Raw genomic sequence first — 375 nt, 5'->3', positions numbered from 1 at the left:
TTCCTTCACAAATTTATCAAGCATTATGTGAAGGTTTATTGCTGTTCCTTATTCTTTGGTTCTACAGTGCCAAACCTCGTCCACGTTATGCAGTTTCTGCAATCTTCTTAATGGGTTATGGTTGTGCGCGTTTCTTTATGGAATTTTTCCGCGAACCAGATGCAGATCAGGGCTATATCTTGTTTGGTTGGATGACCAAAGGTCAAATCCTTTCATTTCCAATGATCCTTGCGGGGTTATGGCTGATTTGGTATGCATATCAAAAGAAAATTCAAGCATAGTAATTTCATTAAAATTGGACCTTTCTAATTTAGCATAAAAAAGGTGAAGCATCGCTTCACCTTTTAAAACTTAAACATAAATGCTTAAGTGTTT

1 protein-coding gene is annotated in these 375 nt (G+C 36.3%); it reads left to right on the top strand.

What is annotated here, in order from left to right; genetic code table 11:
* A partial coding sequence (locus tag FLQ44_RS10090; protein WP_206208799.1) for a prolipoprotein diacylglyceryl transferase family protein occupies positions 1-281 on the top strand: 281 nt, incomplete at its 5' end.
* Positions 282-375: the final 94 nt, after the last annotated feature.

This window comes from Vogesella mureinivorans, assembly GCF_007644035.1.
GTDB lineage: Bacteria > Pseudomonadota > Gammaproteobacteria > Burkholderiales > Chromobacteriaceae > Vogesella > Vogesella mureinivorans.
The sequence above is the reverse complement of the archived record's forward strand: the minus strand, read 5'-3'. Positions and strand labels throughout refer to the sequence as shown.